The sequence below is a fragment of the Pseudarthrobacter sp. SSS035 genome, assembly GCF_023273875.1.
Classification (GTDB): domain Bacteria; phylum Actinomycetota; class Actinomycetes; order Actinomycetales; family Micrococcaceae; genus Arthrobacter.
On the sequence record NZ_CP096882.1, the window covers coordinates 2,139,504 to 2,161,477 of the forward strand.

General features: G+C 66.8%; 19 protein-coding genes. 13 read left to right on the forward strand and 6 right to left on the reverse strand.

Annotated features, from left to right (window positions below):
* Nucleotides 1–9: 9 nt before the first annotated feature.
* The 6 genes from MUN23_RS09820 to MUN23_RS09845 are packed head-to-tail and all read left to right on the forward strand — an operon-like array spanning nt 10 to nt 5,618.
* Nucleotides 10–1,041: a transporter substrate-binding domain-containing protein gene (locus MUN23_RS09820; RefSeq protein WP_248763603.1), complete on the forward strand. Its 1,032-nt coding sequence runs from the start codon at nt 10–12 to the stop codon at nt 1,039–1,041.
* Complete coding sequence (locus MUN23_RS09825) at nt 1,038–2,171, forward strand: LLM class flavin-dependent oxidoreductase (RefSeq protein ID WP_248763605.1); 1,134 nt, start codon at nt 1,038–1,040, stop codon at nt 2,169–2,171. The genes MUN23_RS09820 and MUN23_RS09825 overlap by 4 nt, the downstream gene beginning before the upstream one ends.
* A complete protein-coding gene (locus MUN23_RS09830) occupies nt 2,155–2,988 on the forward strand; it encodes a DUF1684 domain-containing protein (RefSeq protein WP_248763606.1) in 834 nt (277 codons plus the stop codon). Before MUN23_RS09825 ends, MUN23_RS09830 begins: the two co-directional genes overlap by 17 nt.
* Nucleotides 2,985–4,076: an LLM class flavin-dependent oxidoreductase gene (locus MUN23_RS09835; RefSeq protein ID WP_248763608.1), complete on the forward strand. Its 1,092-nt coding sequence runs from the start codon at nt 2,985–2,987 to the stop codon at nt 4,074–4,076. Before MUN23_RS09830 ends, MUN23_RS09835 begins: the two co-directional genes overlap by 4 nt.
* 10 nt (nt 4,077–4,086) lie before the next feature.
* A complete protein-coding gene (locus MUN23_RS09840; protein WP_248763610.1) occupies nt 4,087–5,463 on the forward strand; it encodes an NtaA/DmoA family FMN-dependent monooxygenase in 1,377 nt (458 codons plus the stop codon).
* Entirely contained in the window at nt 5,460–5,618 is a 159-nt protein-coding gene (locus MUN23_RS09845; protein WP_248763612.1) for a hypothetical protein, read from the forward strand. The genes MUN23_RS09840 and MUN23_RS09845 overlap by 4 nt, the downstream gene beginning before the upstream one ends.
* Here MUN23_RS09845 and MUN23_RS09850 read toward each other — a convergent pair.
* The 6 genes from MUN23_RS09850 to MUN23_RS09875 all read right to left on the reverse strand — a co-directional run bounded on the left by MUN23_RS09850 (nt 5,615) and on the right by MUN23_RS09875 (nt 12,817).
* Nucleotides 5,615–7,216 (reverse strand): APC family permease, encoded by a 1,602-nt coding sequence (locus tag MUN23_RS09850; protein WP_248763613.1) that lies wholly within the window; start codon nt 7,214–7,216, stop codon nt 5,615–5,617. The genes MUN23_RS09845 and MUN23_RS09850 overlap by 4 nt on opposite strands.
* A gap of 90 nt (nt 7,217–7,306) precedes the next feature.
* A complete protein-coding gene (locus MUN23_RS09855) occupies nt 7,307–8,950 on the reverse strand; it encodes a GMC family oxidoreductase (RefSeq protein ID WP_248763614.1) in 1,644 nt (547 codons plus the stop codon).
* Nucleotides 8,951–10,468, reverse strand: coding sequence for an aldehyde dehydrogenase family protein (locus MUN23_RS09860; RefSeq protein ID WP_248763615.1), 1,518 nt, complete (start codon nt 10,466–10,468; stop codon nt 8,951–8,953).
* 98 nt (nt 10,469–10,566) lie between these two features.
* Nucleotides 10,567–11,193 carry a TetR/AcrR family transcriptional regulator gene (locus MUN23_RS09865; protein ID WP_248763616.1) on the reverse strand — a complete coding sequence of 209 codons (627 nt, stop codon included), beginning with the start codon at nt 11,191–11,193 and terminating at the stop codon, nt 10,567–10,569.
* A gap of 101 nt (nt 11,194–11,294) precedes the next feature.
* Complete coding sequence (locus MUN23_RS09870) at nt 11,295–11,735, reverse strand: GNAT family N-acetyltransferase (RefSeq protein WP_248763617.1); 441 nt, start codon at nt 11,733–11,735, stop codon at nt 11,295–11,297.
* Nucleotides 11,736–11,833: 98 nt separating this feature from the next.
* A complete protein-coding gene (locus tag MUN23_RS09875; RefSeq protein ID WP_248763618.1) occupies nt 11,834–12,817 on the reverse strand; it encodes an ABC transporter substrate-binding protein in 984 nt (327 codons plus the stop codon).
* Between the two features lie 274 nt (nt 12,818–13,091).
* Between MUN23_RS09875 and MUN23_RS09880 the strand changes: the two genes are divergently transcribed.
* The 7 genes from MUN23_RS09880 (at nt 13,092) to MUN23_RS09910 (ending at nt 21,914) form a co-directional block, all read left to right on the forward strand.
* Entirely contained in the window at nt 13,092–14,081 is a 990-nt protein-coding gene (locus tag MUN23_RS09880; RefSeq protein WP_248763619.1) for an LLM class flavin-dependent oxidoreductase, read from the forward strand.
* 307 nt (nt 14,082–14,388) lie between these two features.
* The gene (locus tag MUN23_RS09885) at nt 14,389–15,426 is read left to right on the forward strand and encodes a LacI family DNA-binding transcriptional regulator (protein WP_248763620.1); all 1,038 of its coding nucleotides are present in this window, start codon (nt 14,389–14,391) and stop codon (nt 15,424–15,426) included.
* Between the two features lie 73 nt (nt 15,427–15,499).
* The gene (locus MUN23_RS09890; RefSeq protein ID WP_248763621.1) at nt 15,500–16,801 is read left to right on the forward strand and encodes an extracellular solute-binding protein; all 1,302 of its coding nucleotides are present in this window, start codon (nt 15,500–15,502) and stop codon (nt 16,799–16,801) included.
* Nucleotides 16,802–16,813: 12 nt separating this feature from the next.
* Nucleotides 16,814–17,779, forward strand: coding sequence for a carbohydrate ABC transporter permease (locus MUN23_RS09895; RefSeq protein ID WP_248763622.1), 966 nt, complete (start codon nt 16,814–16,816; stop codon nt 17,777–17,779).
* Nucleotides 17,780–17,781: 2 nt separating this feature from the next.
* A complete protein-coding gene (locus tag MUN23_RS09900; RefSeq protein ID WP_371876011.1) occupies nt 17,782–18,714 on the forward strand; it encodes a carbohydrate ABC transporter permease in 933 nt (310 codons plus the stop codon).
* A gap of 3 nt (nt 18,715–18,717) precedes the next feature.
* Nucleotides 18,718–19,803: a glycosidase gene (locus tag MUN23_RS09905; RefSeq protein WP_248763623.1), complete on the forward strand. Its 1,086-nt coding sequence runs from the start codon at nt 18,718–18,720 to the stop codon at nt 19,801–19,803.
* A 2-nt stretch (nt 19,804–19,805) separates the two neighbouring features.
* Nucleotides 19,806–21,914, forward strand: a complete 2,109-nt coding sequence (locus MUN23_RS09910; RefSeq protein ID WP_248763625.1) for a hypothetical protein — start codon at nt 19,806–19,808, stop codon at nt 21,912–21,914.
* The last annotated feature ends 60 nt before the right edge of the window (nt 21,915–21,974 follow it).

A 21,974-nucleotide genomic window follows, 5' to 3' on the forward strand; every position in this document is an offset into this window, starting at 1 on the left:
GAACTTCCCATGGCCTTCTTCACAGACCTTAACCGCCGCGGTGGCCGGGTGCGCCCCCTGGTGGCCCTGCCCGCCGTCGTACTTCTTGGCACCGCAGCGCTGTCCGCCTGCTCAGATCCCGGTGCCTCCGCTTCCAGCGCGTCCGGCGATACGTCCACGACGGCGGCCCGCAACGGTGTTGTCTACAACACCTCGCCGGACCAGCAGCGGGTCCGGGCGGAGAAGGACGCGGCGCTCGCGGCCAAGGTGCCGGAGCTGATCGGGAAGGACGGCAAGCTGACCGTGGCCACCACGGCGGGCTCCATCCCGCTGTCCTTCCATGCCACGGACGACAAGACGGCCATCGGCTCGGAGCTGGACATCGCCCAGCTGGTGGCGGACAAACTGGGGCTGGAACTTGATATCCAGGTGACGTCCTGGGAAAACTGGCCGCTGAAGACCCAGTCCGGGGACTTCGAGGCCGGGTTCTCCAACGTTGGCGTCAATAAGGACCGGGTGAAGCTGTTCGACTTCGCCACGTACCGGGCCGCGTTTATGGGCTTCGAGGCCAAGAAATCCGCCAGCTATGACATCAAGGGCGCGGACGACATCTCCGGCCTGAGAATCTCCGTGGGCTCGGGCACCAACCAGGAAAAGATCCTGCTGGCGTGGAACGCGGAGCTGGAAGGCAAGGGCAGGGCGCCCGCGGTCCTGCAGTACTACTCCTCGGACGCGGACACCATCCTGGCGCTCTCCTCCGGCCGGACCGACCTGAACATCGCCCCGTACCCGTCCACGGTGTACCGCGAAAACACCCGTGACGACCTGAAGATCGTGGGCAAGGTCAACGCCGGCTGGCCCTCCGAAACGCTCGTGGCCGCCACCACGCTCCGCGGCAACGGCCTGGCACCCGTGCTCACCGACGCGCTGAACTCCGCCATCAAGGACGGATCCTACGCCGAGGTGCTGGAACGCTGGGGGCTCTCCGAGGAGGCGCTGCCGGAGTCCAAGACCGTCACAGAGGAAACCTTCGCCGCTGCCCAGACCGGGGCTAAAAAGTGAAGTTCCAGGTCCTGGACATCATCCCGCACCTCGAGAATCCCCTGACCGGAGAGATTGTCTCCACGGCGGACCGGCTCAACCAGGTGGTGGAAACGGCGCGCCGGGCAGAGGAACTGGGCTTCGACAGCTTCTCGGTAGGGGAGCGGCACGCCGGTGAATTCATTTCCTCCTCGCCCACCACCGTTCTGGCGGCCATCGCCGCCGTCACGGACCGGATCCGGTTGCAGAGCGGCGTCACAGTCCTGGCTGTGTTGGATCCCGTCCGGGTGGCCGAGGACTACGCGACGATCGACCAGTTGAGCCGCGGCCGGTTGGAACTGGTGATCGGCAAGGGCAACGAAGTGCTGCAGTACCCCCTCTTCGGCCTGGACCTGGCAGACCAGTGGGACCTCCTGGCCGAGAAGTACGGGCTGCTGCGGCGGCTCTGGCGCGAGGAAGGCGTTACCTGGTCCGGCCGCTTCCGTGAGCCGTTGACCGAGCCGACCACCACCACGCCGCGGCCGTTTTTCGGGCCGCCCCGGATTTGGCACGGGTCTGCTACAACCCTGACGTCCGCCGCGCTGGCCGCAAAATGGGGCGACCCGCTCTTCACCGCCAACGCCATCCAGCCCCGGGAAAACTACCAGGTCCTGATCGATCACTACCGTGCCGAGTACGAGCGTCACGGCCACGATTCCAAGCAGCAATTCCTGGGATCAGGCAGCGGCGCCGGCGGCGTTTTTATTGCCGACACCACGCAGGAAGCCATCCGCCAGTTCGGCCCGGTTTACGAGGCACTGACGGCCAACCGCAACGTCCCCGGGAACAACTCCCCCTTCCGCGACATCCAGCACGCCGTCGCCGAGGGACCGGCCCTGGTGGGCAGCTCGGAACAGGTGATCGACAAGATCCTCAGCTACCACTCGCACTACGGCCACGACCTGCAGTCCATCTCGCTGCCCACCACGCTGCCCTTCGAACAGCAGCTGGAGATCCTGGAACGGTTCGCGCTGGAAGTGATTCCCGCCGTCCGGGCCGCCGCCCCCACCACCCTGTGGGAGGCCGAAGATCCCTACGGCAGCCGGCCCAAATTAGCCTGCACTGGCGCCACCGACAACACGAGCAGGAGCACTCATGCCCACGCACACTGACACCGCCCTTGAATCCTTTGAAGCTGACTGGCAAGACTGGCACGCTGCCCATGAGCGCCACCGCGCCCATCCGCATGGCTTCCTGGCCGTGACCCACCTGCATTGGCTGGGCAGCGAAGCCACGCGTCTGGAAGGTGCCCCGGGCACCTGGAGTACGGATGCCGACGTCGTCCGCGTGGTCCTGGAGTCGGGCGAAAGCCTGCAGCGGGACGGCAAGGAACTGAACGGCGCGTCGGGGGCCACTCTGGAGTTCGGGCCCATCGAGGAGCGCGGCGGCATCAACCTGGCCTCCCGAGACACCGTCGTCGAACTGGCCAAACGCGGCGGAGAGTACATAGTCCGCCCTCGTCACCCTGAAAACGCGCTGCTGACCGGCTACACCGGGACACCCGCCTACGAACCGGAACAGGCCTTCGCAGTCACCGGTACGTTCGTGCCGTTCGAGGAGCCGCGCGCCACCACAGTGGGTGCCGCCGTCGAAGGCATCCAGCATGTCTACGAGGCGCCGGGCGAGATCCGCTTCAAGCTGGCTGGCCAGGAGCTGGCGCTGACCGCGTTCAACGGCCACGCCCCGGGCTCCCTCTCGGTGCTGTTCACGGACCAGACCTCCGGCAAGACCACGTACGCGGCCAACCGCTCGCTGTCGGTGGTCCCTGCCGCGGACGGGACAGTGCTGCTGGACTTCAACCGCGCGGTGAACCTGCCGTGCGCCTACACCGACCTCGCCACCTGCCCGCTGCCGCCTGCGGAAAACCGGCTGCCGGTGGCCATCGAGGCCGGCGAGAAGATCCCCTACGAACGTCAGGACCAGCAGTGAGCACCCCAGAAGAGCACACCACCGAAGCGGGACACGCCGGATTCCTGGCCATCGAACTCGACGGAGCAGGGTGGGATGGCGGGGACTTCGCGAGCCTCGCCGAAGCCGTCCTCGCCGCTGAATCCGCGGGTTTCCACGCAGTCACCTTCACCGACGCGCCCGTTGCGGGGCGGACCAACGCCCTGCAGCGCGCCGCCTACGCCGGGCCGTTAACCCGGACCATCGCCCTGGTTCCCGAAGTGGACACGGTGCACACCGAGCCGTTCCACGTCTCTACCCAGCTCGCGAGCCTGGACTACGTCTCCGGCGGCCGTGCCGGGTGGATCGCAACCGCAGCGGAATCACCGGAGGCCGCAGCCGCCGTCGGGCGCCGCAACGTCACCGGCGCCGCGCTTGCACAGGAGGCAGCCGCCTCGATTGAGGTTTCCCGCCGGCTGTGGGACTCCTGGGAGGACGACGCCGTCATCCGCGACGTCGCCACCGGCCGGTACATCGACGTGGACAAGCTGCACTATGCGGACTATGAAACACCGGCGGATTTTGCCGGGGCCGGATACTCGGTCAAGGGCCCGTCCATCATTCCCAGGCCGTTGCAGGGGCAGCTGCCGGTGCTTGCTGCCGCGTCGCTGGTGGGCGAGGGGCAGGTTTCGGCGGACGCCGTTGACGCCGTGCTCGTCACCGCACCGACGGCCGAACTGCTCGCCGCCGAAATCCGGGATGTTCGAAGCCGGCTGGGAGTGTCCGTGGCGGTCATCGCCGAGCTCGACGTCGTCCTGGACGCCCGCGGGCTGGCCGCCGCCGAGCGCTCGGCCGGCTCCGAGAGTGGCCGCGCGCGCTACGCCGGCACCGCTGCCGGCCTCGCTGACCTCCTTCAGGCACTCCTGGCGGAGGCCGACGGCGTGCGCCTCCACCCGGCGTCGCTCGCCTTGGAACTGGACGAACTTTCACGGCTGGTCCTGCCCGAACTACGGCGCCGCGGCGCACTGCGTGCCCCGCTCCTTGACGGCACGTTCCGGGACGTCCTGGGACTGACGCGCCCGGCCAGCCGTTACGCAGACTCATCCGCGGCCACTGCCGCCGGAAACTAAGGGGAAGACCATGACACAGCAGAGCAGAGCCCAATCCGACGTTTTTGTGCCGACGGGCCAGCTGCAGTTCGGCGTCTTTTTCCAGGGCGTCAACTCCGGAACAATCTGGAAGGCAGCCGAATCCGGTTCGCAGACCGACTTCGAATCGTTCCGCCGTATTGTGCAGACGGCCGAGCGGGGACTGTTTGCCGCGTTCTTCCTGGGCGAGGGCCTCCGCCTGCGCGAACACCTCGGCAGGCCTCACGCGCTGGACGTCGTAGGCCGGCCGGACGCGCAGACCATGCTTGCGGCGTTGGCTTCCGTGACCACCAACATCGGCCTGGTGGCCACCCAGAACACCACGTACAACGACCCCGCCGACCTGGCACACCGCCTCTCGTCCCTTGACCTGATTTCCCGTGGCCGTGCCGCGTGGAACATCGTGACCACGGACAACGCCTGGACCGGTGCCAACTTCCGGCGCGGGGGATACCTGGACCACGCCGACCGTTACAGGCACGCCGAAGCATTCGTGGAGACGGCCAAGCGCATCTGGGACTCCTGGGAAACCGCGGAAGGACCCGCGCGCAATGTGCTGCACGAAGGGCAGCACTACACGGTGGACGTGACTCCGCGGCTGCCTCGCAGCGCCCAATACCGGCCCGTGCTCTTCCAGGCCGGGGACTCCCCGGAAGGCCGTGACTTTGCTGCCCGCCAAGCGGACGTCATCTTCTCGGCCCACCCGAAGTTTGATGCCGCGGTCGAATTCCGCAAGGACCTTGTGGCACGCTCGCTGAACGCAGGCCGCGGAGCGAATGCGGTACAGATCATGCCAGCCAGCGAATTCATCCTGGCACCCACAGCTGACGAGGCTGCGGCGAAGAAGGAATGGGTGCGCAGCCTCCAAATCGGTCCGCAGCAGGCAGTGGCATACCTGGAGCAGTTCTGGGGCCGCGAGCTCTCCGAATACGATCCTGACGGGCCGCTGCCGGAGATTGACCCTGTGGTGGAGGAGACCTCGGAGACCCGCGGCAGCGGCTTCCACGGCGCCAAAGCCCGGCAGCTGGCGGACCAGTGGCGGGCAGAGGCCAAGGACAAGGGCCTCTCCATCCGCCAGTTCGTCACCTCCCGCACAGCCCGCATGGACGCCACGTTCACAGGCTCGTACTCCGCAGTGGCGGACCAGCTGGCTGAATATGCGCGGGTCGGCGCGGTGGACGGCTTCAACATCTCGCCGTGGCTGATCCCTTCCGGCCTGGATGACATCGTGAACCATCTGGTGCCGGAACTGCAGGAACGCGGCGTCTACCCGACGGAGTACCGGGGTAGCACCCTGCGCGACAACCTCGGCCTGGAAACGCCCGTGCGTACTGCTGACGAAGCCGCTGAGGCGGTCCGCGCTTTATGAGCACGGACCGCCCCGTCGGGTGGCTGCGGCGCTGGTTCCTTACCGCACGCCGCAGCTTCCTCGGAGGGGCCGAGGGCGGAAAGGAGAGTGCCGTCGTCGACCCTTCCTTGGGGAACGTGCAGCTGCAGCTGACGGTGTGGGAACAGCGCCTCTAGGGTACTTTGGCGTCCGCCACACCGGTTTCAGCCGATGTTAACTGCAGCGCGGAGTCCGACGACGGATGTGCTGCGACTGCCGCGGCGTGCTCTGCCAGCACCCCGGTCTGGTGGCGGATCTTCAGACGGTAGAGCAGGGTTCCGCCAATGATCACGGCGGCCACGAAGATCACGCCGCCCCACTGCAGGTACCACTCGAACGGCGGCACGGAGTTGTAGATCTCCTGGCGCGGCCAGATCAGGTTCAACGTCATGGCGCCGCCCCAGAAGACCGCGAGGATGTTCACCGGCAGACCCCATTTGCCCAGGCTGAATCCGGGCTCGCTGCCGTCCGCGGCGAGCGGCCACTTCTTCAGGAGCCGGTTGCGCAGCAACGGAACAGTGACCAGGAGGTAGGACAGGTAAATCAGGACGATGCTGATGCTGGACATGATGGTGAAGATGGCCGGCTGCATCACGTTGACCAGCAGCGGAATGACGGCCATAACGCCGATCACGATCGCCGCGATCTTGGGGGTCCTGCGGACCGGATCCACCTTGCTGAGCTGCCGGCTGAACGGCAGGTTGTTGTCCCGGGCCATGGCGAACATCATGCGGATGGCGGCGGCATGGACAGCCAGGGTACAGACCACCACGGCCACCACGATGCAGGCCAGGAAGGCCTTGCCGAAAGGTCCGCCCAGGACGGAGAGCACAATGTACTGCAGGCCACCGTCGGCAGCTCCCACCTTGGGATCGGCCAGGTCCGGTGCGGCCAGGATGCCAAACAGCAGGATCAGGCCGCCCAGCACGAACGAGGCCGTAATGGCCCGCAGGATGGCTTTGGGTGCCGTGCGCTTGGGGTCCTTCGTTTCCTCGCCGAGGGAGCTGGCGGTGTCGAAGCCGTACATAACGTAGCCGGACGCCATGGCGCCGATGAGGAAGACGCCGAAGAAGCCAAGGTCGTGCCCCTCGCCGAAGCCGGCGGTGTCGAAGAAGACCTCGGGCCCCCGCACCACGTGCCAGCCCAGCGCGAGGATCAGCAGCACGGCCGCGGTCAGCTCCACGAAGACGCCGATGCTGTTGATCCTAGTCATCAGCTTCACACCGAAGGCGTTGATGAAGGTGGAGATGGTGATCATGATGGTGGCCAGCACCACGCCGTTCATGGCGAAGTCGTAGGGGCCGGTGCCGTCACCGACGAACTGGAAACCGGACCAGAGCTGGGGCAGGGTGAGCTGCAGGGCGAGTGCCACGGAGCCCAGCGCCACGATGGAGGAGAGCATCAGCAGCCAGCCGGCCAGCCAGGACGAGGTCCCCGAAGAGAGCCGCTTGGCCCAGTTGTAGACTGACCCCGCCACGGGGTAGCGGCCGGCCAGCTCGGCAAAGCACAGCGCCACCATCAGCTGGCCGGCGAAGACGAGGGGCCAGGACCACGCGTACGCCGGGCCGGCCATGGAAAAGCCAAAGTAGAACAGTTGAAAAACACCAGTGAGGATGGAGATGTAGCTGACACCTGCCGCGAAGCTGGCAAACTTGCCGATGCTCCGGTCCAGGGTCTGCGAATAACCAAACTCGTCCATGCCGCTTGAATCAATACTCTTGCTGGGTTCCGCCATGTGGACTCCTAAATCAGAAAAGCACGATAGTGATGACCGGCCGGCCGTGGCGCATGGAAGGTCGATGCCCTGCCGCCGGGACCTTGCCGCTTAGGCGAGGGACGCGGTGAGCTCCATTTCTCCTGAGGTCATGGTTTCGCCGGACCGTCCGTCGCGGATCAGGTCCGCGCAGCGCTCGCCGATCATCATGACGGTGATGTTGGGGTTGACGGTGACGTGTTCAGGCATGACGGACGCATCCGCCACGCGCAGGCCGGTGACGCCCTTGACCCGCAGCTCGGGATCGAGGGGCGACATGTCGTCGTCGGCCGGGCCCATCCGGACGGTGCCGACGGGGTGGTACACGGTGTTGTGGGTCTTGCGGATGTAGTCCCGCAGTTCCTCGTCCGTCTGCGCCTCGACGCCGGGCGAAAGCTCGCGGCCGGTCCATTCGGCCATTGCCGGCTGGGCGGCGATTTCGCGCGCCTTGCGGATGCCGGCCACCATGACCCGCATGTCGTGGCCGTCCGGATCCGTGAAGTAGCGCGGGTCCACCATGGGCTTGTCGCGGAAGTCGCGGCTGCGCAGCCGGACGGTGCCGCGGGAGCGGGCGTGCGTGACGTTCGGGGTGAGGCTGAAGCCATTCTCCGTAGTGGGGTAGCCGTGCCGCAGGGTGTTCATGTCGAACGGGACGGAGCCGTAATGCATCATCAGGTCCGGGCGGTCAAGGCCGTCCTCGGTGGGGGTGAAGATGCCGATTTCCCACCATTGCGTCGAGGCCTGGACCATCGGCTGCCGGGCCTCGAACTGCACCACGCCTTCGGGGTGGTCCTGCAGGTGCTCACCCACTCCGGGGGAGTCCACCAGCACCTCGATGCCGTGCTGGGCCAGGTGCGCGGCCGGGCCGATGCCGGACAGCATCAGCAGCTTCGGGGAGTCGATGGCGCCGGTGGACAGGATGACCTCCCGGCGGGCGGTGAGCCGGTGGGTCCGGCCGAACGCGGAGTCCACCACGTCCACGCCGGTGCAGCGCTTGTCCGTGTCGAACACCAGTTGGCGGGCGCGCAGGCCCGTCAGCAGGGTGAAGTTTTCGCGCGCAATGATGGGGTGGATGTAGGAGACGGAGCTGGAGGACCGGGTGCCGTCCGCGCGGCGGTTGATCTGGAAGAAGTTTGCGCCGTTGACCACGGTGGTTCCGGTGTTGAACTTTGCCCGCGGGATGCCGGTCTGTTCGCAGGCGTCCAGGAGCGCGACGCCGGCAGGATCCACCGGGGGCACGTTCATCAGGTGCACGGGGCCAGAGCCGCCGTGGAGCGGTGCGTCCGGCCCGGCGTCCTCGTTGGTCTCCAGCCGCTGGTACAGCGGCCAGGCGGCGTCGGCGTTCCAGCCGGTGGCGCCGTATTTGGATTCCCACTCGTCCAGGTCTTCGCGCGGGGCCCAGAAGGCGATGCAGGAATTGTGGCTCGAGCAGCCGCCCATGACCTTTGCCCGGGCGTGGCGCATAAAGGAGTTGCCGTTCTCCTGCGGCTCCACCGGGTAGTCCCAGTCATAGCCGGATTCCAGCAGCTCCATCCAGCGGTCCAGCTGCAGGATCTCGGGAAGGTTCCGGTCATCCGGGCCGGCCTCCACCAGGGCAACGGTCACGTCCGGATCCTCGCTCAGCCGGGCGGCGACGGCGGCACCCGCGGATCCGCCGCCGATGACGACATAGTCGAACCCGCGCTCGGTGACGTCGTCGATATTGTCGTAGTGCATCTAGTTCTCCTTGCCGTGGTCAGCAAACCAGCCGGTGACCTGCGGGCTGGTGTTGTGGTAGATGTGCTTGGCTTCCTGGTATTCGGCCAGGCCCGTGGGGCCCAGCTCGCGGCCGACGCCGGACTGGCCGAAGCCGCCCCACTCGGCCTGCGGGAGGTAAGGGTGGTAGTCGTTGATCCAGACCGTGCCGTGCCGCAGCCGTGATGCCACACGCTGCGCCTTGCCGGCATCCTGGGTCCAGACCGCGCCGGCCAGGCCGTAGATGGTGTCGTTGGCCGTGGCCACGGCCTCGTCCTCGGTGCGGAAGGTCTCCACGGTCACCACCGGGCCGAACGCCTCATCCACTACCACGGACATTCCCCTCTGGACGCGGTCCAGGACTGTCGGCTGGTAGTAGAACCCGGCGTCGAACTTTTCCCCAACAGGTGCCGCGCCACCGCACCGCAGCCGCGCGCCCTCCTGGATGCCGCGCTGGACATACGCGTCGACTTTGTCGCGGTGGGCCGCGGAAATGAGCGGCCCGGTTTCGGCGGCATCGTCAAACGGGCCGCCAAGCCTGATCTCCTGAGCGCGTCGGACCAGCTCGTCCACGAAACGCTCGGCGATCGATTCCTCCACCACCAGCCGGGCTCCGGCGGAGCAGACCTGCCCGGAGTGGACGAAGGCGCCGTTCAGGGCATTGTCGACGGCGGCGTCGAAGTCCGCGTCGGCGAACACCACGTTGGGGTTCTTGCCGCCTAGTTCCAGGGCCACCTTTTTCACGGTGCCGGCGGCGGCCGCGGCGATGCGCTTGCCGGTTTCCAGCCCGCCGGTGAAGGAAACGAGGTCGACGGCGGGGTGTTCGGAGAGCGGCGCCCCGGCCTCCGCGCCGACTCCGGTCACGAGGTTGGCGACGCCGTCCGGCAGGCCGAGGTCCTGCAGCAGCTGCATGGCCAGGATGGCGGTGGACGGCGTCAGCTCGGACGGTTTAAGAACGAAGGTGCAGCCCGCGGCCAGAGCGGGTGCGATCTTCCAGGCGGCCTGGAGCAGGGGGTAGTTCCACGGTGTGATCAGGCCGCAGACGCCCACCGGTTCGTAGACGATTTTGCTGACGACGGCGGCGTCCCCGGCGTCGACCATGCGGCCCGCCTGCTGCCCGGCCAGCCGTCCGAAATATTCGAAGCAGGCGGCAATGTCGTCCATGTCGATGCGGCTTTCGGCGATCCGCTTCCCGGTGTCCAGGGATTCAGCGCGGGCGAACTTTTCCCGGCGTTGGCGCAGTTCGGAGGCGACCTTGAGTAGAAAAGTGCCGCGCTCGGGTGCCGGTACCGAAGCCCAGACGCCGGAGTCGAAGGCCGCCCGGGCTGCAGCGATGGCCCGCTCGGCATCTTCCCGGCCGGCCTCGGACACTGTGGCGGCCAGCTCGCCGTCGGCGGGGTTACGGATGTGGCGTACGGCGCCCGACGCCGCCGGCTCCCACGAGCCGTTGATGAACAGAGTGGATGCTGTCATGTCAGAAGACGGTGTGGCGTAAGTCATACGGAGGACACTAACGCACGTTGAACGAGTGTTCAATACTTTCTTGAACACTCGTTCAAGTGTGACGCGCGCTACTGCATCGCCGCGCGGCGTGTGCTTTAGAGCTCCCTGAGTGCTGCTTCCCCGCTGGTTCTTCTGCGGCTCGGGGCGAAGGCGATCTCCTCCGTGCGGGCGATGCTGCGCTGGATGGAGGCGTTGTCCACGCCCAGAAGCGACGTCAGCCACATGCCGTTCTGTATGACGACGATGTCCGCTGCCCGCTCCCGGCATTCCTCCCAGGAGAGTTCGGGTTTGGCGTTGGATACGAGTGCGGCAACGCCGTCGAGGTACCGGTCGAAGGCTGCAGCGTTGATCTCTGCATAACCTTCGTCGGCCTGGGCGAGGGCCCACAGGTGCAGGCGCAGGGACAGGTACCGGGTGGTCAGTAGCTCGGCGCCGGCAACCCGCCGCAGGGCCTTGCGGAGCTGTTCGTCCGGCGGCAACGAAGGGTCCTGGGCCACCAGTTGAAGGTCATGCTCGTCCACCCGGTGCAGGGCTGCCCGGATCAGGCTCGTTTTATCGTCGTAGTAGTAGTTCACCAGGCCCAGTGCGACTCCGGCTTCGCGCGCCACGGCACGCATGCTCACGCCGGAGATGCCGTGGCGCGACAGCAGATCGAGCGCCGCCTCGAGAATGCGCGACTGCCTGTCGATCTGTTCGCCGGAGTTCACGGTCTTTGTCCCCATCTGGCCAGACTATTGCCAAACCCGCCGTTAGTGCACTTTCCGGAACAGGCGGACGACATCGTCAACCACCTCGTCCCGGAACTCCAGGAACGCGGCATCTGTTAAGGGACCGGTGCCGCCATAAAGACGTCCACAGCGTCCTCCGATTCCACCGCAAAGCCGTGCCGCTCATACAGCCGCCGAGCAGCACTTCCCTGGAGGACGTTCAGGCGGAAGGGCCGGTGGTCCCGGGACCCGTCCATGGCCTGCCGGAGCACGGCGCCGCCGAGGCCCTTTCCCTGATGCTCCGGGGCCAGGTAAAAGTGTTCGATCCACTGCGCGTCGGGCTCCGGGCGGACAGCGATCACGCCCGCAGTCTGCCCCGCCATCTCGACGACGAAGGTGTGCTCCGGCTGGAACCCGTTGAGGAAGCGCTCGCGCACGCGAACCGGGTCAAAGCGGCCCAGCCGCTCAAGGTCCGGACGCATGACGACGGCGCGGAGCTCGGCGATCCACGCGGCGTCGGAAGTCTGGCTGGGATGAAGGGAGAATTCGGCACTCACCGGACCATTAACCCACAATGCATCGAGTGCTCCGTAAACGCCGTTTTGAGGTCCCAAAAGGGGGCCGGTGGGGAGCAATCGATGCATTGGCGGCGGCCCTACTTCTTGGGCAGGCCGGGCGGGTTCAGTTCGGAGGTCTTGATGGCCTCCGAGGACAGGCCCCACCGGTCCAGGATCTCGGCGTAGCTGCCGTCCTTGATGAGAGTGTTCAGCGCAGCCTGGGCAGCAACGGCCAGGCCGTTGCCCTTCTGTGTGGTGAAGGCGATTTCGGCGGTCAGCGGCCAGCCGCCGTTGAGCGTGCCCACTTCCTTGGTCTTGCCGTCCTTCGCGGCCTTGTAGGCCGCCCCGGCGTTGGGCCCGAACGTCAGCTCCGCACGGCCGGACTGGAGTGCCAGCGTGGAGGCGGAGTCGTCGTCGTAATACTGGAACTCAACCGGCGCGAGCCCCTTGGCCTTGTTCTCTTCGTCCCAGCGCACCAGGATCGCTTCCTGGTTGGTGCCCGAGCCGACGATGATGCGCTTGCCGGCGACGTCCTTGGCTTCCTTGATGTCGCCGATGGTGGAATCGGTCTTGGCGTAGAAGCCCAGGAGGTCGTTGCGGTAGCTGGCGAAGTCGAACTTCTCCTTGCGCGCCTCGGTGACGGTGACGTTGGAGAGCACGGCCTCGTACTTGCCGGATTCAACGCCCAGCGGCCAGTCGGCCCAGGCCACCGGCAGGACCTCCACAGTCAATCCCAGGGTCTCGCCCACCGCGTAGGCGATGTCCACTTCGCTGCCGATGAGCGTTTTGTTGTCGGTGGCGAACAGGCTCAGCGGGGCTGTGCCGCCGGTGGTGACCACGGTCAGTTTGCCGTCCGCCTTGATGGCCTCCGGGACCAGCGCGGCAGCCTGCGCATCCACGGCCACCTTGACGCGGTTCTGCTCCGGGGCCAGGTTGAACGTCTTGCCTGCCGCGCTCGCCGTAGAGCCCGACGACGGTGCCGTCGCCGCTGTTGCGCCCGGGTCCGAGCAGGCGGCAAGCGCCAGCAGCGTGACTGCTGCGAGTGCTGCACCCGCAGCCTGTCTTGTCTTGATTTTCGCCATGATTTCCCCTTGCAAGTTGCTGATTTTCGGAACGGAACGGTGTTCTTGGCAGCAACTATCCGGGACCGCTGGTGCGGGATCAAAGGCCGCCGAAACGGTGCGATACCGGGAGTAACGGCAGTTCACCGGGCGACCGCGGCGGTCACAAACGAGACTGTGGGCCACCCCACCGCAGGCCGCAGAAATAACCCGGGTGCCGCCGTCGTTGTCCACAATGTGCCCGCCGCGACCCGGCCGGCCACCCTACGCAACGCATTGAAAGGCCGGCACCGACGTGACGCTTCCCCTCTCCATCCTTGACCTGGCAACCATCGGCAAAGGCCAGACGGCGGCGGAAAGTTTCGCAGGCAGTGTGGCAATGGCACAGCGGGCGGAGGAGCTGGGCTACCGGCGGATCTGGTACGCCGAGCACCACAACATGTCCGCCATCGCGTCGTCGGCCACCAGCGTGCTGATCGCCCACGTGGCCGCCCACACCAAGACCATCAGGCTCGGCGCCGGCGGCGTCATGCTGCCCAACCACTCGCCGCTGACCATCGCCGAGCAGTTCGGCACCCTGGAAACGCTGCACCCCGGCCGGATCGACCTCGGCCTGGGCCGCGCCCCCGGCAGCGACCAGAACACCATGCGCGCGCTGCGCCGGGACCCCATGTCCGCGGACACTTTCCCGCAGGACGTCCTGGAGCTGCAGGGCTACCTGACCGGTCCCACGCGGATCCAGGGCGTGGAGGCCACGCCCGGTAAGGGCACCAACGTCCCGCTGTACATCCTCGGATCGTCGCTGTTCGGCGCCCGCCTCGCCGCCCAACTGGGCCTGCCGTACGCCTTCGCCTCGCACTTCGCCCCCAACGCCCTGCAGGAGGCCGTGGCGCTCTACCGCAGCGAATTCAAGCCGTCGGCCCAGCTCGATGCCCCGCACGTGATCGCCGGCGTCAACGTGGTGGCCGCCGATACGGCTGCCGAAGCACAGGCGGCTTTCCGGGCCACCCTGCGCGCCCGCGTCTCGCTGTTCTTCGGCGGCGGGCGCGAGTTCACCGACGACGAAGCGGACATGATCCTGGACTCCCCGCAGGGCCAGCACGTCTCGCAGATGATGACGTACTCGGCCATCGGCACCCCGGACGTTGTGAACGACTACCTCGAGGAGTTCGCCAAGCACTCCGACGCCGACGAGCTTATCGTGGCGCACCAGAACACAGGCACCGAGGCCAGGATCCGCTCCGTAGAGCTGCTGGCGGGGGTTGCCGGGCTGGCCCGGGTCTAGGTCCGGCAAAGGTTCAGACCGGCGCCACCGGCAAGCGGGGGACGCACGCGCGTCACGCCACGCACCCTTTTGGAAAGCCCGACGGCGGGGTCCCCCGGAATAACGCGGCGGGCGCCGCCGTCGTGGTCCAAAAGGCGTGCCCTGCGTGACGGCGGAAGCCGGCCAGGACGGAACCAAGGCGGCCGCCGGAAATCATCAATGTGGCGGCGGGCCCTTGACATCCCTCAACTGAACCGGTTTAGTAGAGTCTACTGAACCGGTTCAGTGGCGTGAGTCACGGGACCCGAAACCTGAAGGGCCCCACATCATGGCAGTAACCATCAGCGACGTCGCCCACGCGGCCGGCGTCAGCAAAGGTGCTGTCTCGTATGCGCTGAACAACCAGCCCGGCGTCAGCGACGCCACCCGGGGCCGGATCCTCCAGGTCGCCAAAGAGCTTGGCTGGAAGCCGAGCCTCCGCGCCAAGGGCCTGTCCTCCGCGAAGGCCTACGCGCTGGGCCTGGTGGTGGCCCGCGACCCGAAGCTCCTCGGCACGGACCCGTTCTTCCCGGCATTCATTGCGGGCATCGAAACCACCCTCGCCGAGCACGATTACACGCTGGTCCTGAGCGTTGCCACCGCCCCCGGCGCCGAAGAGCGGGCCTACCGCAAACTGGCCGACGGCGGCCGCGTGGACGGCGTGATCCTGACCGATGTGCGGCACAACGATTCCCGGATCGGCCTGCTGCGCGAGCTCAAGCTGCCGGCCGTGACGCTCAACAGGCCGGATTCGGACTCACCCTTCCCCGCGGTGTCCATGGATGACACGGACGGCATCACGGCCGCCGTCGAACATCTTCTGGCCCTGGGCCACGTCCGGATCGGCCATGTGGGCGGCGCCCAGGAATACATCCACGGCCGCAGCCGCCGCCGGGCCTGGGAAGCGGCCATGGCCGCTGCCGGCCTGGCAGCGGATCTGTTCGCGGAGGCTGATTTCACGGCGCCCGGGGGAGTGGCTGCAACCGCGGAACTGCTCCGCCGGCCGGACCGCCCCACCGCGATTGTCTATGCGAACGACCTCATGGCCACGTCCGGCCAGTCCTTCGCACAGTCTCAGGGCCTGAACGTCCCGGGTGACCTGTCAGTCACCGGCTACGACAACGCAGAGTTCACCCAGTACCTCAACCCACCCCTCACCACTATCTCCACTGACCCCATGCGCTGGGGCAGAGTTGCCGCGCAGGCCCTCCTGGACCAGCTCAACGGCACCCACTCCGGTGAGGACACGGACCTGCAGGCACCTTCCCTGCTGGTCCGCGCCTCCACCGGCCCGGCCCCATCCACAACCACCAAGCCAGCACCGTAGCAAGCCCCCAAGCAAGCAAAAAGCACACCAACCAGTCGCAGATCCCCACCGGGACCAGTACCAAGGAGTCGCAATGAAGCGCTTTACCAAAGCCACGCGAATATTGTCAGTGGCCGCCCTGACCGTCATGGGGGCAGGCCTGGCTGCCTGCGGCGGCAGCGGAGGGGGTGGCGACGGCGGTTCCGCCACGTCCGCCAAGGGCCCCATCAAGATCTGGTACGCCAACAACGAGTTCGAGGTTAAGTGGGGCAAAGCCATGGTGGAATCCTGGAACTCCGCCCACCCCGATGAGAAGATCGATGCGCAGGAGATCCCTGCCGGCAAAAGCTCCGAAGAGGTCATCGGCGCAGCCATCACGGCCGGCAACGCCCCCTGCCTGGTCTTCAACACCGCGCCCGTGGCCGTACCGCAGTTCCAGAAGCAGGGCGGTTTGGTGGCCCTGGACGAATTCCCGGACGGGCTCCAGTACATCAAGGACCGCACCGGTGACCTGGCGGACCAGTACAAGTCCGCGGACGGCAAGATGTACCAGCTGCCCTGGAAGTCCAATCCCGTTGTCCTCTTCTACAACAAGGACATGTTTGCCAAGGCCGGGCTGGACCCGGAGAACCCGAAGCTGGGGACGCACCAGGAACTGCTGGACACCGCCCGGACCCTGGTGTCCTCCGGCGCTGCCACCAACGCCATGTGGCCCTCACCGGCCAGTGACTTCTTCCAAGCCTGGTTCGATTTCTACTCCTTCTATGCAGCCAACTCCGACGGCGCGCCGCTGGTGAAGGACGGCAAGGCCACGTTCGACAGCGAGGAGGGCAAGCAGGTCGCCACCATGTTCGAGACCCTCTACAAGGAGAACCTGGCCTCCAAGGAGGTCTACCAGGGCGATTCATTCGCCGAGGGCAAGGCGGCCATGTCCATGGCCGGTCCGTGGGCCATTGCCGCCTACAAGGACAAGGTGAACTGGGGCGCAGTCCCGGTCCCCGCTGCCGCCGCCAAGGCTGATGCCTCAACCTTCTCCGACGCGAAGAATGTGGCCATGTACTCGGCTTGCGAGAACCAGGGCACCGCCTGGGAGGTCATGAAGTTCGCCACCAGCCAGGAGCAGGACGGCAAGCTGCTGACCGACACCGGCCAGATGCCCATGCGCAAGGACCTTCCCACGGTCTACGCGGACTACTTCGCCAAGAACCCGGCGTACACCCAGTTCGCCGAGCAGGCTGCGCGGACTGTGGAGGTCCCCAACGTCGCCAACTCGGTTGAAGTCTGGCAGACCTTCCGCACCGCCTACGCCAAGGCCGTGATCTTCGGGAACGAAAGCATCGACACCGCGTTCAAGGACGCGGCGGACAAGATCAACCAACTGGTAGCCCAGAAGTAGCGGTGACCCCCAATGTCACTCCGCTCTTCTAGTGGGAACCCCGTCACGGGGAAACCGGCTGGTGGAACGGCGGACCGGCGGCTGGTGCCCAGGAAGCGTAAGAACTTCCTGGGCCCCCAGCCGCTGGGCCTGCTGTTCAGCGCCCCCTACGTCATCTACGTGCTGGCCGTCCTGGCGTTCCCTCTCGGCTACGCCGTCTACATTTCCTTCCACGATTTCTTCTTTACGGCACCACGGGTCAAGGTGGACCGGCCGTTTGTAGGGTTCGACAACTACATCACCGTCCTCTCAGACCCCGCCGTCCAGCGTTCGTTCCTGAACATCGGCGTTTTCATGATCATTAACGTCCCGTTAACGGTGGGCCTGTCCCTGCTGCTGGCCAACGCACTGAACCGCATCACCCGGTTCAAGACGTTCTTCCGCCTCAGCTACTACGTCCCGTACGTGACGGCGAGCGTCGCCGTCGTCGGGGTCTGGCTGTTCCTGTTCCAGCAAAACGGGCTGCTGAACACGGGGCTGGGGCCCCTGGCCCCAGCCCCGTCCTGGCTGGTGAATTCGTGGCTGGCCATGCCCACCGTGGCCCTGTACGTGACGTGGAAACAGTTGGGATTCTTCATCCTGCTCTACCTCGCGGCGCTGCAGAACATCCCCGATGAGCTGTACGAATCAGCATCCGTGGACGGCGGCAACAAGTGGGTCCAGTTCTGGAACATCACCGTTCCCGGCGTCCGGCCCGCCAGCGTCCTGGTCACGCTGCTGGCCACCATCACCGGCGCGAACCTCTTCACCGAGCCGTACCTGCTGACCGGCGGCGGCGGTCCGGACGGGGCCTCGGCCTCCCCGGTGTTCATCATGTACCAGCGGGGCCTCCTGCAGGGGAACCCCGACGTCGCGGCCGCACTGGGTGTGGTGCTGGTGATCGGCGTCCTGCTGATCGCCCTGATCCAGAAACGCCTCGTGGGCGGGAAGGAGGACTGAGAATGTCCGTCACCAACGCACAAAACGCCAAGAACGACGACGACGCCAGCCGGCGTCCGGAACCACCGGAACCTGTCCTTCGTCCCGACTCGGGCGTCGAAAAGCGCCGCAACCTGGGCGTGGGCAGCTTCATCCTGCTGGGCGTGGGCGCCTTCGTGTTCCTCTTCCCGTTCTACTACATGCTCATCGGTTCGCTCCAGACAGCCCCGGACACGTCAATTTTCGGCGCGTTTCCCAATCCGGCCAACATCACCGGGGCGAACTATGTGCAGATCAACGAGTCCATCAACCTGTTCCGCGGCCTGCTCAACTCCGGCATCTTCACCGGCGGAGTCATCTTCTTCACGGTGGTTTTCGGGCTGCTGGTGGGCTATGCCCTGGCGCAGATGAAGTTCCGTGGCCGCGGCGTGGTGTTCGGCATGATGCTGCTGGTGCAGATGATCCCGTTCCAGCTGCTGCTCATCCCGCTCTACGTCATGATCGTGCGCGATTACGGCCTGGCGGACAGCTTCCTGGGCATGATCCTGCCGTTCGCCATCAACTCCACGGCGGTGTTTGTGTTCCGCCAGTACTTCCTCCAGCTGCCCTCAACCCTGTTTGAGGCGGCCCGGATCGACGGCGCCTCGGAACTGCGGATACTGTGGCAGATCGCCATCCCGCTGGTCCGTCCGGCCATTGTCACCGCGGTGCTGCTGACCTTCATCGGCCCGTGGAACGAGTTCCTGTGGCCGTTCCTGGTCACCAAGGAGCAGTCCCTGCAGCCCCTGGCCGTGTCCCTGGCCAACTTCATCTCCAACATCGCCGGCCAGGCCGGCAACCCGTTTGGCGCCATCCTTGCCGGTGCCTGCGTCCTGGCGGCGCCCGCCGTCGCGCTGTTCATTTTCTTCCAGCGCCAGTTCATTTCCACCAATATCGGTTCCAGCGTAAAGGGCTAATCAATGACTTCCCCCCACACTTCAGCACTCCCCACTGTCCCGTTCACCCTCACCCGCGCCGGCGTCATCATGACCCCGGAGCCCGGCAACGACTTCGAGGCCGAGGGTGTCCTCAACCCCGCCAGCGGCCGCGGCCCGGACGGCGAGCTGTACCTGCTGCCGCGGCTTGTGGCCACGGGCAACGTGTCCCGCGTGGGTCTCGCCAAAGTGGTCATCAACGACGACGGCGTGCCCACCGGAGTGGAGCGCGAGGGCGTGGTCCTGGCTCCGGACGAGGGCTGGGAACGCGGCATGAACAACGCCGGTACCGAGGATCCGCGCACCACCTGGGTACCCGCCCTGGGCAAGCACCTCATGACCTACGTGGCCTACGGCCCGCTGGGTCCCCGCCTCGCCTTCGCCCACTCCGAGGACCTCCGGAACTGGGACCGCCTGGGCCCGTGCTTCTTTGAGTACCAGGCCGATCTCTCCATGGATCTGAACCTGTTTCCCAACAAGGACGCGGTGTTCTTCCCGGAGCCGGTGAACGACCCCGACGGCGTGCCCTCCTACGCCATGCTGCACCGCCCCATGTGGGACCTGGGCTGGATCCGTCCCGGCGAAGGCGAGCACCTGCCCGCCGGCGTAACGGACAACCGCCCCGGCATCTGGATCTCCTACGTGGCTGTGGCCGACGTCGAGCGCGACCTGCGCAACCTGGTCCACATGGGCAAGCACCGGCTGGTGGCCCTCAGCGAGTTCCCGTTCGAGGAACTGAAGATCGGTGGCGGCCCGCCCCCCATCCGCGTGGACGAAGGCTGGCTCCTGATCCACCACGGCGTGGCCGGCAAGATGGCCGCTTCTGCCTTCGAGCAGCAGCAGAACGTCAACTACACCGCGGCGGCCATGATCCTGTCCGCCGAGGACCCGTCCAAGGTCATCGCCCGCAGCGACAAGCCGTTGTTGGCGCCGGAAACCGAGGATGAGATTTCGGGGATCGTGCCCAACGTGGTGTTCCCCACCGCGATCGAAAAAATCGGCGACCAGCTGTTTGTGTTTTACGGGATGGCGGACTCCAAAATCGGTGTCGCCAAACTGGACCGGGTCTGACGGTGCTGGCTTCACCGAAGGCCACACGGCCGGTGGTGACGGCGGTGGCCGTTTCCCTGCTGGCTGTTTCGCTGCAGGCAGGTGCCGTCACGGCGGCCCCTGCCGCGCCGCCGTCGTCCGCCACTGCGCACACTGCACCGGCGGCACCCGTCCTGGCACCCGCATTGGCCGACGGCGGGAGCCTGACCAACCTGGACCACCTGGACTTCCTGCTGGACACGGTTCCGCTGGCTCCGGTGGCCGGGCACACCACCTACCAGCTGGAGCAGGACCCCGAAGCGGAAGCGCCGTGGACCTACGCCGACAAGAACGACGACGGCAGTTATGACCGTGTGGGCGGCGGGGACCTGGACCCGGCCACGGGTGACTGGACCCAGGGCGCCTACAACGCGGACGATATTGCCCGCACCGCCGTTGTATACCTGCGGCACTGGAAGCAGACCGGGGACCCGGCGAGCAAGGAGCACGCCTTCCAGAACCTCCGTACGCTCACCTACCTGCAAACGGTGGACGGCCGGAACGCCGGCAACGTCATCCTCTGGCAGCAGACGGATGGCAGCCTGAACCCCAGCGCCATTCCCGTGGAACTGCCGGATCCGTCCGACTCCGCGGAATCATACTGGCTGGCCCGCACGGTGTGGGCCCTCGGCGAAGGCTTCGCCGGGTTTGCCGAGTCCGATCCGGAGTTCGCCGCGTTCCTGCAGGACCGGCTGCACCTGTCCCTGGGAGCCCTGAACCGCCAGTCCCTCGCCAAGTACGGCACGTTCGACACCGCCGACGGCGTCAAGGTCCCGGCCTGGCTGATCGCCGGCGGCGCGGATGCCTCCGCCGAGGCCGTGCTGGGCCTGGCCGCTTATGTGGAGACCGTTCCGTCCGATGCCGTGGCCACCACGGCGCTGTCCCGGCTGAGCGAGGGCGTGGCGGCGATGTCTTCCGGATCGGCCACGCAATGGCCGTTCGGCGCGATCATGCCGTGGAACAAGTCCCAGAGCCTCTGGCATGCGTGGGGCGGCATGGCCCCGGCCGCTGTGGCCACCGCGTCCACTGTCCTGGACCGGCCCGACCTGCTGACGGCAGCCGTGAAGGACACCGCGCAGTTCACGCCGCAGCTGCTCGCAGCAGGCGGACCGGACAACGCCTGGAGCCCCGCTCCCGGCGAGGCGCAGATCGCGTACGGCGTGGACTCCCGCGTCCAAAGCCTGGTGGCGACGGCGGAAGCCGCTGACGCCCCGGGCCTCCTGGACGTAGCGGCCATCGCTGCCGGCTGGTTCTTCGGCGCCAACCCCAACGGCGCCCCCGCGTACAACCCGGCCACCGGCACGGCCATCGACGGGATCGAAACGGACGGCCGGATCAACCCCAACTCCGGCGCCGAATCCACCATCCATGCCCTGCTGACCATGCTGGCCCTCGACGCCGACCCGGAACTCCGGGCCAAGGCCTTGGGGATCAGCGTGACCGAAGGGACCAACGGGCTCAACGTGGTGGAAGCCGAAGCCGGTACCATCACGGGCAACGGCACCGTGGTCCGCCCGCCGTCGTCCTGGACCGGCGAAGCGAATATATCCGGCGGGGCATATGTCGACCTGAACGCCGGCGGCAGCCTCTCCATCCCGTTGCCGGCAACGGACCAGCCCAGCAACATCTTCCCCATCGTGAACCAGGCAATTGCGCCCTCGGGCACCACCACCTGGACCTCGGCCAAGGGACCGCTGGGCACCACGGCCAACGGCGGGGCAGGGGCGCAGGGCATCACCGACGCCCCCGGCATCCTCATCCCGCTCACGCTCAGGCGCTCCCTGGCTGCCGGACTGACGTCGGTCACCGCCGGCACCGACGGCCACGCGGCACTGGACGCACTCCTGGTCCAGCCGCTGATCTCCACGGTGCGGGTCTCCGGTTCCGGCGGCGAGTCCACGCTGTACGTCAGCGCGGCCAAGTCCGTCACGGTCCAGGAGTTGGCCGTGCCGGAAGGCTTTGTGCTGGTCCAGCGCCAGTACGATTCCGCCGGCCAGCCGGTCAAGGGCTCCAACGACAGCGCCGGCAGCACGTCCGGACGCGTCACGGTGGCCCCGGGCGGCTTCACGATGGTAACGCTGACCGCCGGGTGACCGTGGCGGGCTGACGCTGATGCCAACGGACCGGCGTCACGCACGGCAGCCATTTGGAAA